The organism is Bradyrhizobium sp. LeoB3, from assembly GCF_055456055.1.
In genome coordinates this window covers 249,177-261,548 of sequence record NZ_JBVBEF010000003.1, presented here as the reverse complement: position 1 = coordinate 261,548, position 12,372 = coordinate 249,177, and the positions used below count along the sequence as shown (strand labels likewise).

Annotated in this window: 12 protein-coding genes and 1 tRNA gene; 10 read left to right on the top strand and 3 right to left on the bottom strand. The window is 62.9% G+C overall.

Annotation, left to right across the window (positions count from 1 at the left end; translation table 11 throughout):
- Window positions 1–18: 18 nt before the first annotated feature.
- From ACZXDY_RS05330 to ACZXDY_RS05300, 7 genes are read left to right on the top strand one after another with little or no spacing between them, the layout of a single operon-like run.
- On the top strand, window positions 19–378 hold the full coding sequence (locus ACZXDY_RS05330) for a hypothetical protein (RefSeq protein ID WP_464344757.1): 360 nt from the start codon (window positions 19–21) through the stop codon (window positions 376–378).
- Window positions 375–2,021, top strand: a complete 1,647-nt coding sequence (locus tag ACZXDY_RS05325) for a terminase large subunit domain-containing protein (RefSeq protein WP_464344756.1) — start codon at window positions 375–377, stop codon at window positions 2,019–2,021. Before ACZXDY_RS05330 ends, ACZXDY_RS05325 begins: the two co-directional genes overlap by 4 nt.
- Before the next feature lie 32 nt (window positions 2,022–2,053).
- A complete protein-coding gene (locus tag ACZXDY_RS05320; protein ID WP_464344755.1) occupies window positions 2,054–2,293 on the top strand; it encodes an HNH endonuclease in 240 nt (79 codons plus the stop codon).
- On the top strand, window positions 2,286–3,533 hold the full coding sequence (locus ACZXDY_RS05315) for a phage major capsid protein (RefSeq protein ID WP_464344754.1): 1,248 nt from the start codon (window positions 2,286–2,288) through the stop codon (window positions 3,531–3,533). The genes ACZXDY_RS05320 and ACZXDY_RS05315 overlap by 8 nt, the downstream gene beginning before the upstream one ends.
- Before the next feature lie 2 nt (window positions 3,534–3,535).
- Window positions 3,536–4,087 (top strand): HK97 family phage prohead protease, encoded by a 552-nt coding sequence (locus ACZXDY_RS05310; RefSeq protein ID WP_464344753.1) that lies wholly within the window; start codon window positions 3,536–3,538, stop codon window positions 4,085–4,087.
- Window positions 4,087–4,623 carry a hypothetical protein gene (locus tag ACZXDY_RS05305; protein ID WP_464344752.1) on the top strand — a complete coding sequence of 179 codons (537 nt, stop codon included), beginning with the start codon at window positions 4,087–4,089 and terminating at the stop codon, window positions 4,621–4,623. Before ACZXDY_RS05310 ends, ACZXDY_RS05305 begins: the two co-directional genes overlap by 1 nt.
- Entirely contained in the window at window positions 4,624–5,682 is a 1,059-nt protein-coding gene (locus tag ACZXDY_RS05300; protein WP_464344751.1) for a phage portal protein, read from the top strand.
- Window positions 5,683–5,691: 9 nt separating this feature from the next.
- On the opposite strand, the gene ACZXDY_RS05295 is transcribed toward ACZXDY_RS05300, so the two are convergent.
- From ACZXDY_RS05295 to ACZXDY_RS05285, 3 genes are all read right to left on the bottom strand, one after another.
- Entirely contained in the window at window positions 5,692–6,924 is a 1,233-nt protein-coding gene (locus tag ACZXDY_RS05295; protein WP_464344750.1) for a tyrosine-type recombinase/integrase, read from the bottom strand.
- Window positions 6,925–7,082: 158 nt separating this feature from the next.
- A tRNA-Ser gene (locus tag ACZXDY_RS05290) sits at window positions 7,083–7,176 on the bottom strand.
- Window positions 7,177–8,011: 835 nt separating this feature from the next.
- Complete coding sequence (locus ACZXDY_RS05285) at window positions 8,012–10,177, bottom strand: lytic transglycosylase domain-containing protein (protein WP_464344788.1); 2,166 nt, start codon at window positions 10,175–10,177, stop codon at window positions 8,012–8,014.
- Between the two features lie 317 nt (window positions 10,178–10,494).
- Between ACZXDY_RS05285 and dapA the strand changes: the two genes are divergently transcribed.
- The 3 genes from dapA to smpB are packed head-to-tail and all read left to right on the top strand — an operon-like array spanning window position 10,495 to window position 12,334.
- The gene (gene dapA, locus ACZXDY_RS05280; protein ID WP_464344749.1) at window positions 10,495–11,385 is read left to right on the top strand and encodes a 4-hydroxy-tetrahydrodipicolinate synthase; all 891 of its coding nucleotides are present in this window, start codon (window positions 10,495–10,497) and stop codon (window positions 11,383–11,385) included.
- A gap of 60 nt (window positions 11,386–11,445) precedes the next feature.
- Window positions 11,446–11,859, top strand: coding sequence for a large conductance mechanosensitive channel protein MscL (gene mscL, locus ACZXDY_RS05275; protein WP_028166662.1), 414 nt, complete (start codon window positions 11,446–11,448; stop codon window positions 11,857–11,859).
- Between the two features lies 1 nt (window position 11,860).
- Window positions 11,861–12,334, top strand: coding sequence for an SsrA-binding protein SmpB (gene smpB / locus ACZXDY_RS05270; RefSeq protein WP_028166661.1), 474 nt, complete (start codon window positions 11,861–11,863; stop codon window positions 12,332–12,334).
- Window positions 12,335–12,372 lie beyond the last annotated feature (38 nt).

Sequence of the window (12,372 nt, the reverse complement as noted above, 5' to 3'; positions counted from 1 at the left end):
ACAAAAAAGAGCCGGGCAATGCTCGATGAACTGAAGGCAGATATCGACGCAGCGTTCACTGGCAACCTGCGTGCAGGCACGCTGCGGCGTGTGCTGCCTGGCGGGCCTGATGGCGCTGGTGGCACGCTGCCTGGCACTGTTGAGACTTATCCATTCGAAGGCGTGAAGAGCAGTTACGGCGTTATCGAGAGCGGCATTGGTGGCATCCCGCGCGGTGATGCCAAGATTGAGGTGCTGGGCAGCAGCCTAGCAGTCGAGCCAGTGCGACTAGACATGATCAACATCGAGTCTGGTTGGTGGCTGGTGCGCGAGATCGTGCGCGACGCGGCTGGTGCTTGGTACGAGCTGCAGTGCGAAGCGGTGGCGGCGCCAACGTGATTTCTGATAATCCGAAACCGAGGAAGCGCGGGCGTCCCCGTAAGTCATTGGTCCCAATACCGAAAAAACCTCCTGCCTCAGCTACCGGCGGCCAAGTATTTCATTCACAATTACCAAAAAAATCCGGGGAAAAATCGACCGCCGAAAAGGTCATTGAGTTCCTGCAAACGCTGAAGATTCCAGAGGGACCGCTTGCCGGTCAGCCACTTCGGCTGGCTGAATTTCAGAAACGCTTCGTTCGTGGCGCGCTTGAGCCGGCCAACATGGTCGGCGTGCTGTCGATCGGCCGCGGCAATGCAAAGACCGCGCTGTCGGCCGGCATCGCCTTGGCCTGCCTCACGTCCATCATGGATTCCCAGCCGAAAAGGGAAATCATCCTTGCCGCACGTAACAGAGACCAGGCCAAAATCGCCTTCAATTTTCTTTGCGGCTTCGTCGAGAGCCTGCCCGAGGAAGAGCAAGCGCTATTCAAAATCCGTCGCGGCCAGCGTCTCGAAGTCGAGTTTAGCGGCAACGGTGGCGGCTTGGCTCGTTGTATCGCGGCCGATGGAAAAAGCGTTCTCGGCGGCGCCCCTAACCTGGCCATCCTCGACGAGCGCGCGGCTTGGGAGCGCGATAAGGGAGACTCGCTGGAAAATTCTATCTTGTCTGGTCTGGGCAAGCGAGGTGGGCGCGCGCTTATCATAAGCACGAGCGCGCCCGACGACGCGAACACGTTCTCCCGCTGGCTGGATGAACCGCCTCCCGGCACGTATGTCCAAGAACATCGCCCGCCGTTTGGCCTGCCTGCCGACGACGCGGAGTCGCTCCTGATTGCCAATCCAGGCGCTGCTGAGGGCATCGGCTCGTCATTGGAATGGCTACAGGCGCAGGCGCGACGTGCAATCGCCCGCGGCGGTTCGGCGCTCTCGTCTTTCCGTAACCTCAACCGCAATGAGCGCGTCAGCACCGAAGATCGTTCGGTCCTGGTCACGGTCGACGAATGGCTTTCCAGCGAGGTTGGCGAACTGCCGCCGCGCCGCGGACCATGCATTCTCGGTGTCGACCTGGGCGGAAGCCGCAGCATGAGCGCGGCCAGTTTCTATTGGCCTGAAACAGGCAGGCTAGAGGCTATCGGCACATTCCCGACCGTGCCTAGCCTTGCCGATCGCGGCGCTTCCGATGGTGTGTCTGGCCGCTATGTTGAAATGAAAGAGCGCGGCGAGTTGACGACGATCGGCGAAAACACAGTCCCGGCCGGGCCGTGGCTGGCTGAAATCGTCAACCGCGTGGACTGTCCAATTTCATGCATCGTCGGCGATCGATTCCGGCATGCCGAGTTTGTTGAGGCGATGCAGAAGGCGGGCCTCTCTCGCGTTCCATTTATCTGGCGCGGCTTCGGCTGGAAGGATGGCGCTGAGGACATCGAGCGCTTCCGCAAGACGCTGTTCGACGGGAATGTGAAAGCGTTGCCTTCGCTGCTTCTGCGCAGCGCTTTCGCCGATGCAATCACGCTGGTTGACCCGGCCGGCAATCACAAGCTTGCCAAGGCACGTTCGCTTGGCCGTATCGATGCTGCCGCGGCGACCATTCTTGCCGTTGCGCAGGGAGACCGCGTTCTCGCTCAGCCGGCGCGCAAAGCGCGGGCGGCTCAGTGGGCGTAGCGCATCACAGCGCGCGCTGGCGTGCCGTACGCATGCAGGCTGTTCGGCGCGACGATTGGAAATGCACCGAATGCGGCGCGCGCGGCAAACTCGAAGTTCACCATTCCGAGCCGGTGCAGGTGGCGCCGGAACGGGCTTATGACCTCGGCAATTTGAAAACGCTTTGCCGGGACTGCCACCTGCAACACACCTTGCGTGAGCGAGGTCAACTACCAAACCCGGCCCGTAAGGAATGGGCCAGTTTACTGAGAGGAACTATCGATAATGCTTGAGTCTGTTAAAATCTCCCGTCGCCAGTCGGAAATCCGTCAGGCGCTCGCGGCCCTGGTCGGCAAGAATGCGCCGAGCGAGGACGAAACCCGCAGCATGGAAACCATGGACGCGGAATATCGCAGCAACGAAACGCGCTACCGCGCTGCGCTTATTGCTGAAGACACCGAACGCCGCGAGGCTGGTGCCGAGCTGGAGACGCGCTCCGACAAGGAATATGCGGACCTGATTGGCAAGTTTGAGCTGCGGCAGGTTGCGCTGCATCTTGACGAAGGCGCGAAGATTGACGGCGCCACCGCTGAAATCGTGCAGGAGCTGCGCGGCAAGGGCGGTTATCGTGGCGTTCCGGTGCCTTATGAGGCTCTCGAAATGCGCGCTGGCGAGACCGTCGCGGCTGGCGTGCCTGACCCGATCTATACCGCGCCGATTATCGACCGCATTTTTGCGGATTCGGTTGCCGGCCGGATGGGTACCCGGTTCGTGAACATCGCGCAGGGCCAGGAAGACTACCCGATTACTTCGTCAAGCGTGACTGGCGGCTGGGCTTCGTCGGAAACCGGCGCGGTTGCCGGGCCGACCGTCTATTCGACGAGCAATCGCTCGCTCGCTCCGAATTCCAATTATGGAATTCAAATGAAAATCACTCGCAAGGCTTTGAAGCAGAGCGGCGACGCTCTCGAACAGGCCGTGCGGCGTGACATGAACGGCTGTCTCGCTGTCGGCATGGATAAGGCGGTCTTCCAGGGCGCTGGTGCCAGCGGCGAGCCGGCCGGCGTTCTGGTGGGTTCGTACGGCATCACTTCCACCGCGGTCGGTGCGGCTGCGTCGTGGGCTGCGTTCCGTGCGGCTGTCGTGCGCTTCATGACTGCCAACGCCGTGTCTTCGGCGGCGGCCGTCAATCTGCTGCTTCGTCCCGAGGTCTATAACGCAATGGACGGCACGCTGATCACCAACACCGCCGTCAGCGAGTGGGACCGCCTGGTGAAGAACATTCCGAGCCCGGTGTTTTCCTCCAACGCTCTCGCTGCTCCGACCGGCACGCCGGCCGCCAGCAAGGCGCTGCTGACTGCTACCGTCAACGGCGTGGCTCCGATCTTCGTCGGAACGTGGGGTGCTATCGACCTGATCCGCGACGTATTTTCTGACGCGGCATCGGGCGGCTTGCGGCTCACTGCACTGGCCACGATGGACGTCACCGTCTCTCGTGCCGAGCAGCTGCAGATCCTGACGGGGATTCAGTAAAAATGTTGTATGGCGCTCCGATTGGCTTTGAAATCCGCAACGAAGGCGGCGCGACGACCCTTCGGGGCGCCTTCCCCTACGGCTCGGAAACGACGCTTGGAAACGGTAAGCGTGAGCGGTTCGCCGCTCGCGCCTTCCGCTCCCGGATTGAGTCAGGCGAGAACGTGTTTCTGCTCGCTGGCCACGATCCCGAAAAACCGCTCGCCTCTACGGAGGCGGGCTCCCTTTCGCTGCGAGACGGCAACGATGCCTTGCATATCGAGGCGCGCGTTGCGCCGTCGACGAGCTGGGCACGTGATGCACTGGCCGCGCTCGCTGATGGACTAACGAAAGGCATTTCGCCGGGCTTCCGCGTGCCGACAGGTGGCGACGTGGTGACGCGTTCCGCTGGTGGATTGCTGCGCACCGTGAATTCGGCAGAGCTTTTCGAGTTATCGCTCGTCACTCGGCCCGCTTACGACGCGGCGCAGATTGCGGCGCGCTCCTGGCAACTCGCGAGCGACGAAGCACCGGACGCTGGCCTGCTTCGCGTTCTTAATAGGTGGAGGCCGTGATGGCTATTACTATCAGGCAGGCCGAAGGCGTGCCTGCATCCTATCCCGCCGCGCCGGATGGCCTTTCTACGGCTGCTGCCGCGCTGGATCCTGTGATGGTGTGGCAGCGTATCGAAAGTTACATCGCGCACCGTTACAGCGAGCGGGATATCGAATGGATCGTTGACGGCCCGGGCGAGTGGCATGCTCCATTGGTGCCGGCAACGATCTCTACGGTTGAGGTATGGTCAAGCGCCGACGAATGGGAGGCAGTAACGCTTAAGCCGTCGCCGCTCGGCGGGTATTGGCTGCCGTGCACCGGGCCTTATCGGTTCACCGGCACGGTGGGCGGCGGCAGCGTTCCCGCCAGCGTCGACGCGGCCTGGGCGCGTTTTGCGGAGTACGCTGCGGCCAAACCCGGCACGCCTGGCGCAACGTTGGAGCTAACCCGAGCCGGTAGCGTCGAGACGAGGAAACAACGCAGCGAGAGTTGGATGGCTGCAGCGATTCAGAACAGCGGCGCGGCGGATTTGTTGCGCGCCTTTAGGAGAGTCTAAGTGGGTATTTTTGATTGGTTTCGCCGCACTGAAAAGCGCTCGGCGGCTTCCGGCTTTACTGCCGAGATTATGCAGGCGCGTGAGGCATACATTAGTGGCCGGCGCGGCATCGCTGAGTTGACGGGCACGGCGCAGTCTTGCGTCAGCTTGTGGGAGGGTGGCTTCAGCATGGCTGCCGTCGACGGCACCGATATGCTTGACCGTCAGACTATGGCGCTTATCGGCCGCTCGCTGGCAGTGCGCGGCGAATCCGTGATGCTAATTCGGGACCGGCTGATCCCTTGCTCAGACTGGGACTTGCGAACCCGTGACGGCCAGCCGGTGGCCTATCGCGTTAGCATTCCTGAGGCTGGCGGTGGCACCACGCAAACCGCCCTTGCCGGTGAGGTGCTGCACGTTCGCATTGGCTGTGATCCAGCCGCGCCGTATTACGGCACCGCGCCGCTCAAACGCTCCAGCTTGAGCGCTGGCATGTTGAACGCGGTGGAGTCCGCGCTCGGCGAGGTGTTCGAGCTTGCGCCGTTGGGATCCGCGATCGTTCCGATGCCGGAACAGCCGGAGACCGAAAACAACGCGCTGGCGCGGTCTTTCAGAGGCCAGCGAGGCCGCGTGCTGTTGCGCGAAAGCGTGGCGGTCACGGCTGCAGGCGGTCCGGCACCAGCCGTTGATTGGCGCCCGTCGTCGCTGAGTCCCGAGCTAGATAAGTCGATGGCCGTGGAATCGCTCACGGCGGCCAGGGAGGCGGTCTCACAGGCGTTCGGTGTCTTGCCAGCCTTGTGGGCAAATAACGCACAGGGACCGCTTGTCCGCGAGGCGCAGCGGCATTTGGCGCAGTGGACGCTGCAGCCGATAGGCGAATTGCTTGCCGAGGAGGCCAGCCGCAAGCTGGGCGGTGATGTCGGCATCGACGTCATGGGACCAACGCAAGCGTTTGACGCTGGCGGCTCGGCCCGCGCCTTCGCCACGCTCGTTCAAGGTTTGGCGATGGCGAAAGAGGCGGGCGTTGACGCGTCGGCTGCGCTTGCGATGCTGGATTGGGCCAAGCCGCGCGAGCAATAATCAGCCCGGCTACCTTCTGGGACCAACCAACAGTTCTGCAGCAGGGCGAGCGCCTTCTAGGATTAGATCGGCCCACTCCTGCTGCAGCACCTTGCGGCGTTCCAGATGCAGCGCCCGGTTGTATGCGCCCTCCACCTTGTCTTTCGGCACGTGCGCGAGCATCAGATCGATAATCGGCTTATCGGCTGGGAAGCGTTCGTTCATGATGCTGGAAAATGTCGCACGCCAACCGTGAGGGACGTGGCGCTGGTGATACCCGGCTCGGTTGAGAAGATACCCCATAGCGTTTTCCGACATCGGCCTGTGTGCATGGCGCTGGTTCGGGAAGGCGAGGGGACCGCGCCCTGTCATTGTTCGCAGTGCCTCGATCGCCTCTGTCGCCTGTCGAGACAGCGGCACTAGGTGGTTGCGAGCTTGATCGTCCTTCAGATGTTTGCGCATCTTCATGCGCGGCGCGGGGATATCCCAGATATCGACGCCAGCCGGCCATTCCGACCACGGCGTCGTGGCGATTACGCCCGGGCGAACGTAGGTCAAGGCCAGGATGCGCAGTGCGAGCTTGGTGACTGGGTGGCAGTGCTCAGCCTCGGCTTTCTGGAGCATCTCGCGGGCTTGGCCCAAATCGGTGATGGCGGGTTGCTTGCCCTTGCGCATTGGCGCCATAGCCTTCGCCACCATGGCGGCTGGATCCGTTTCGGCGCGGCCGGTTGAGATCGCGTAGACGAAAATGCCGGACATGCGTTGCCGAATGCGTCGTGCGGTTTCCTTCGCGGTTTCTTCCACGCCGCGCAGAATGCCCAGCACGGCCGGGACGGTGATCTCGGTTATCGGCACATCGCCGAGCACAGGGAAGACCTCGCGCTCTAGGCTGGTGATGACGTCATCGGCGTGTCGGTCGACCCATTGATGCTTTTGCAGTTCGAACCATTCGCGGGCGATTGCTTCGAACGTGTTCGCATTGGATGCCACTCCAGCCAGCTTGCGCAGGCGCTTGGCAACCGCTGGGTCGCGTCCCTCGCGAAGAACGGCCTTTGCAGCGTCGCGAGCCGTACGCGCATCAGCGAGGCTCACAGCGTCGTACGGGCCTATGCTGAGGAGCTTCTCCCTGCCTTCGAAGCGGTATCGAAATCGCCAGAGCTTGCCACCAGCGGGAGTGACGAACAGAAACAACCCGCCGCCATCGGCGAGCTTGAACGCCTTGGCGCCCGGTTTGAGCTTGCGTATCGCGGTGTCGGTCAGCATGAAATACCCCCAATCCAGGTTCCCCGTACCCGCAATATACCCGCAAAATCGTCGGCTTGGATGGGACATACGTCGGATAGGTTGGGACACCATAACGGCGTAACCAACGGTTCCGTAAGCGTTTTTTTGTGCGGTTGGGATTGGCTGGGAAAGGGAACTGGCGGAGACGGAGGGATTCGAACCCTCGATAGGCCTTTACAAGCCTATAACGGTTTAGCAAACCGCCGCCTTCAGCCACTCGGCCACGTCTCCGGCAGCGCCGATATGCACGACGCGCGGGCGAGCCGCAAGCGGCAGATTGAGGGGACACCGGACTGTGCGTCGGCCTTGGCGCCCCGAGGCCCGATTACGCTGTGGATAACATCTGACGTTTAACACGCGACTCGATCGGACAGTATCGATCTTGAAAGCGGCGTTTCGCAATAATTATAGTTATTTCAATGAGTTATAGTAAGGGCGGCTTGCCAAGAGATGGGGCAGGCCGTCACCGCCGGCGTTCGCGGCGCTGAATCCTAACATTGCCGGTGTCGAGGGATCACGCGGACTGTCAGGCGGTTGAAAGCCCCAGGGTTCCCTGTTCCGGCAATTTTGTCTCGGCGCCTATGGCTTGCAGCCCGGGCTCAGACGATCTCGCCCTTCTTCGTCCTCGCAAATGGCGCTCCGAACCAGCAACACGCCGGGGAGTTCAAATCAGGACGAAAAGAGGGGGCAATGCTCGATAGGGATCGACAAGCCGAACTGAAAGGCGGCGCCCAGCGAAGAAGGGAATGCCAGATGGGCCGCTTTCTCGCGATTTTGGTTTTTGGCGTGGCCATGCCGACGGAGGTGTGGGCGAAGTGCGAGTGTCAGTGCGTCAACGGGCGGATGCAGCCGATCTGCACAAATCCCGGCGAGCTTCTTCCGCCAAATTGTCCAATGACGGCATGCCCGATGACGGGGCCAACGATCGTGCCGATCCAACCTCCGCAACCGCCACCGCCGGGGACTTCCGCGTGTTCGCAACAGCAGGGACGCCGCGTCTGTCGTTAAGCGCGCTGCGCGTGACCCGACCGGCAACCTGTCCCGCCATTCGCCACTCGCTATTCGCCTATTCGACGCTGGCGCCGCGGTGGAGGTCGGCCTCGATCTGCAGCCGCGTGCCGCCGCCGAACCGGGCGCGATAGACCTGCAGGTTCTCCATGATCCGTTGCACATAGTTGCGCGTCTCGGAGAATGGAATCAGCTCGACCCAGTCGACCGCGTCGACCTTGGGATCGCGCGGGTCACCGTAGCGATCGATCCATTTCTTCACGCTGCCGCGGCCGGCATTGTAGGCCGCGAAGGCGAGGATGTAGGAGCCGCGATAGTCCTCGAGCAACCCGCCGAGCTCGGCGGCGCCAAGCGCGGCGTTGTAGACCGAGTCGGTCTTCATCCGGTTCAGATCAAACGCGACGCCGGCGCGCTTGCAGACATAGCGCCCCGCATCCGGCGTGACTTGCATCAGGCCATAGGCCTGCGCCGGCGAAACCACGGCCGGATTGAATGCGCTCTCCTGTCGCGCGATCGCATAGACGACGCTTCGCTCGACTTCGGGTCCGATCGACCTGAAGGACGGAATCCCGTTGATGGGATAGGCGTAGAAATCGAACGGCAGACCACGGTTGAGCGCGGCCTTGCCCATCAACAGCATCCCGCGGGCGTCGCTATAGCGCGCCGTCAGCTCGCCGAGCCCGACCAGTGCGTCGGGATCGCCGTTTTCACCCATGTCGGCGAGCAGGGGAACCGCGAACTCGCGCGCGTCGACTTCATAGAGCAATTGCGCCGCGCGCACGATTTCCAATCGCTCGACGCCGCGGCCGCGTGCGCCCGGGACGCCGTTCAGCTCGATCTGCGGTAAGCCGAGCTTGGCCCGCGCGAGCTGGCCGTAATAGCTGGTCGATTGCTCGGCCGCGCGTAGATAGGCCGCGCGCGCCTCCTGGTTGCGACCGGCGGCCTCGGCGGCGCGGCCTTGCCAATAGCCGGCACGCGCCAGCGCGGTTGGATTGACGCTGCCAACGCCGATGCGGGCAAAGTGCTGCGCGGCGAGCCCGGGATCCCTGAGGAAGCGCAGCGCGATCCAGCCGGCGGTGAACTCCTGCTCGGTCTTGTAGATGTCGCGGGCGGGTAGCGCCGCATCGCGCGCGATCAGATAGGCGGAGCGGTTCTCGCCGACGTCGATCATCTTGCGCGCCAGCAGGCGCCGCTCGATCCACCATTCGTCGACATTGAACAGCCTCGCCGGATCCTTCGGCGCGCTCAACATCACCTGCGCCGCTTCCGCGAATTTCTCCTCGCGACGGAGCAACTGGATCCGGGCGAAGAGATAGCCGGTGTCGCCGTGCAGTTCGCGCGGCACCGCCTCCAGCAGCGCCCGCAGGTTGGATGCTTTCTTGTTGGCGGCGATCCGTGCCTTGGCGAGCGCGAGATAGCCCGAGCCCAGCCGCTTGGCCGCCCGCAGGCCAGCAGCCTCCTGCTCGGTGCCGTAGAGCATGGTGTCCATGCGCGCCTTGTGATCACCGGCGGTGAGCAGCGGGCCGAACATGTCCAGCGCGGTGGTCTCGGTGTCCTCGCTCATGGGATCGCTGCGCCAGGCTTCGCGCACCAGCCGCTCGGCGTTGGCGCGGTCGCCGCGCGCGAGCATCGCCTTGGCCAGTGCGAGCCGGCCCTTGGCGGACAAGGGCGACTCGTTTTCGAACCACGCCCAGACTGCTGCATCTTCGCGGCGGTCGTCCCACAGCGCGGCCTCGAGGCGGCGGCGCAGGAAGGTCTGCGAGGGCCAGCTCGGATTGGCCGAGATGAAGGCGCGGTAGCGCTCGACCGAGGCGCCGTTGTTTTCGCTGCGCAGGATCAGCCACTCGGCGAGCTTTCGGGCGACGGGATCGGAGATCGTCGCCGCGACCTCGGTCGCATCGCCGGACTTCTGCTTGCGGACGAGCTCGATGACATTCTCGAGCGCGTCCTTGTCGCTCTGGGAGGTCGATGAGGTCGCGGCCACGGCGGCCGGCACCGTCGGCTTGATCCGGGCCGGCGCCGCATGCTGGCGCGTGGCTGGCGCCAGATGGGGCGGGGGCGGAGCAGGCGTGTTGGACGATGCAGCTTTGGGAGGGGCGGTATTCTTGGCGGCGGCGGCGGTCGCGGGCGCGGTGATGGCAGGCGTGGTTTTCGGAACCGCGCTGCGCGCGATCGGCCGTGGTTTCGGCAAGGGAACATTTGGACCGGCCGCGGCTTCTGCCATCGCGGCCAAGGCGAACGCCAGCACCAGCGATGTTGCCAAGGCGGTCGATCGCAATGCGGCTGCGCGGGGGGAAGGGGTCACGGCTTTCCTCTGCGGCGGCGAATCATCTGATCGCTGAGGCCTTAGCTGTATTTGATTGAATATGTAGACAAATTGCTAAAAGTGTCGCGGGAAGCGAATATTTGCGCCATGACAGCGGCAAAATCGCGGCTCGCAATGGGAGGGGGACTGCGGCCCTTTCGCCTCGCCGCCGGACCCGATATGAATCGGCCTTTCTGACCCGCGCGCCGCAACCCTTAAGTGTTTGGAGGAAGTCCATGGCAGCCAAGACAAAATTTCGCGGCTCGTTCACCGCTTTGGTGACGCCATTCAAGAACGGTTCCGTGGACGAGGCGGCCTTTCGCGGCCTCGTGAACTGGCAGATCGGCGAGGGCACCAACGGCCTGGTTCCGGTCGGAACCACGGGCGAGAGCCCGACGCTCAGCCATGACGAGCACAAGCGCGTGGTCGAATGGTGTGTGCATGAGGCCAAGGGCAGGGTGCCGGTGATCGCGGGCGCCGGTTCCAATTCGACCAAGGAGGCAATCGAGCTGTCGGAGCACGCCGAGCAGGCCGGCGCCGACGCCGTATTGGTCGTCACCCCCTATTACAACAAGCCGACCCAGGAAGGGCTCTACCAGCACTTCAAGGCGATCAACGATGCGATTGGAATACCGATCATTATCTACAATATCCCGCCACGCTCGGTGATCGACATGTCGGTCGATACGATGACGCGCCTGTGGGAATTGAAGAACATTGCCGGCGTCAAAGACGCCACCGCGAGCATGGTGCGGGTGTCGCAGCAGCGGGCGGCGATGGGCGAGGATTTCAATCAGCTCTCGGGCGAAGACGCGACCGTGCTCGGCTACATGGCCCATGGCGGCCATGGTTGCATCTCCGTGACCTCTAATGTGGCGCCGCGGCTGTGCGCCGAGTTCCACGCCGCCTGGCAGAAGGGCGACGTCGCGACCGCGCTGAAGGTGCACGACAAGTTGATGCCGCTGCACACCAACCTGTTCATCGAGAGCAATCCCGGGCCGGTGAAATACGCGATGTCGTTGCTCGGCAAGCTGGAGGAGCGGCTGCGGCTGCCGATGGTGCCGGTGTCGGAATCCACGCGCGTGGCGGTGCGCAGCGCCATGGTGCACGCCGGCCTCATCAACTAAAGCCGGACGGGTTGCGCCAATGACTGGTCCGGTTGGCCAGGCGAGGAGAAGGGGCTTCGCATGCTGAAGGAGTTCCAAGAGTTCGCAATGAAGGGCAATGTCGTTGACCTTGCGGTCGGCGTCATCATCGGCGCGGCCTTCGGCGCCATCGTGAACTCCCTGGTCGGCGACGTCATCATGCCGATCATCGGCGCCATCACCGGCGGGCTCGACTTCTCAAACTACTTCACGCCGTTGGCGAAGTCGGTCACTGCCAACAATCTCGCTGACGCCAAGAAGCAAGGTGCCGTATTGGCTTGGGGCAGTTTCCTGACGCTGACCCTGAATTTCCTGATCGTCGCCTTCGTGCTGTTCATCGTGATCCGGCTCATGAACCAGTTGAAGCGCAAGCAGGAAACGGCGCCAGCGCCGCCGAAATTGACCCGTCAGGAAGAACTGCTCACCGAAATTCGCGATCTCCTCAAGAAATCCTGACGTGGCCGAGAAAAACGAACGTCCGATCAAAGTCGTCGCCGAGAACCGCAAGGCGCGCTTCAACTATGCGATCGAGGACACCATCGAGGCGGGCATTGCACTGACCGGCACCGAGGTGAAGTCGATCCGCGGCGGCAAGAGCACGATCGCGGAGTCCTATGCGGATTCCAAGAACGGCGAGATATGGCTGATCAACGCCAATATCCCGGAATACCTGCAGGCCAACCGCTTCAATCACGAGCCGAAGCGCCCGCGCAAATTGCTGCTTCACAAGAAGCAGATCAGCAAGTTGATGGGCGCGGTCGACCGCGAGGGCATGACGCTGATCCCGCTCAAGCTCTATTTCAACGAGCGCGGTCGCGCCAAGCTGTTGCTCGCGGTCGCCAAGGGCAAGAAGCTGCACGACAAGCGCGAGAGCGAAAAGAAGCGTGACTGGGGCCGCGAGAAGGGCCGCCTGCTGCGCGCGCGGGGCTAGTAATTGTAGGATGGGTAGAGCAGCGAAACGCATCATTG

Excerpts from the sequence above, each read along its gene's own strand:
- ACZXDY_RS05330 (WP_464344757.1), top strand. The coding sequence starts at position 19 with ATGCTCGATGAACTGAAGGCAGATATCGACGCAGCGTTCACTGGCAAC.
- ACZXDY_RS05320 (WP_464344755.1), top strand. The coding sequence starts at position 2,054 with ATGCAGGCTGTTCGGCGCGACGATTGGAAATGCACCGAATGCGGCGCG.
- ACZXDY_RS05315 (WP_464344754.1), top strand. The coding sequence starts at position 2,286 with ATGCTTGAGTCTGTTAAAATCTCCCGTCGCCAGTCGGAAATCCGTCAG.
- ACZXDY_RS05310 (WP_464344753.1), top strand. The coding sequence starts at position 3,536 with ATGTTGTATGGCGCTCCGATTGGCTTTGAAATCCGCAACGAAGGCGGC.
- ACZXDY_RS05305 (WP_464344752.1), top strand. The coding sequence starts at position 4,087 with ATGGCTATTACTATCAGGCAGGCCGAAGGCGTGCCTGCATCCTATCCC.
- ACZXDY_RS05295 (WP_464344750.1), bottom strand. The coding sequence starts at position 6,924 with ATGCTGACCGACACCGCGATACGCAAGCTCAAACCGGGCGCCAAGGCG.
- ACZXDY_RS05285 (WP_464344788.1), bottom strand. The coding sequence starts at position 10,177 with ATGGCAGAAGCCGCGGCCGGTCCAAATGTTCCCTTGCCGAAACCACGG.
- dapA (WP_464344749.1), top strand. The coding sequence starts at position 10,495 with ATGGCAGCCAAGACAAAATTTCGCGGCTCGTTCACCGCTTTGGTGACG.
- mscL (WP_028166662.1), top strand. The coding sequence starts at position 11,446 with ATGCTGAAGGAGTTCCAAGAGTTCGCAATGAAGGGCAATGTCGTTGAC.